Source organism: Bradyrhizobium sp. 23 (assembly GCF_023073295.1).
GTDB lineage: Bacteria > Pseudomonadota > Alphaproteobacteria > Rhizobiales > Xanthobacteraceae > Bradyrhizobium > Bradyrhizobium canariense_D.
Genome location: NZ_JADPJF010000088.1, coordinates 137,733 through 138,031, shown reverse-complemented (window position 1 = coordinate 138,031; position 299 = coordinate 137,733). Strand labels below are relative to the sequence as shown.

Genomic DNA, 299 nt, shown 5'->3' with positions numbered 1-299 from the left:
GGGGGACCCAGTATCCCAGAGACGGCAGATGGGCGGGCGCTGCTACTACGTGTACATTCTCGCCAGCAAGATGGGCGACACGCTCTACATTGGCGTAACGAACGATCTCATCCGCCGTGTGGCCGAACACAAATTGCAGTTAGTCGAGAGCTTCACGAAGGAATAGGGCGTTGTGAAGCTAGTCTATTTCGAGCAATTCGATGATCCCGAGAATGCGATAAAACGCGAGAAGCGCCTGAAAAAATGGACGCGCGCCTGGAAGATTGCGCTGATCGAGAAGGATAATCCCGATTGGAACG

General features: G+C 53.8%; 1 pseudogene. It reads left to right on the top strand.

Annotated elements, in window-relative coordinates:
- Positions 1–28 precede the first annotated feature (28 nt).
- A pseudogene (locus IVB32_RS21585) lies at positions 29–299 on the top strand (GIY-YIG nuclease family protein); the annotation flags it as partial.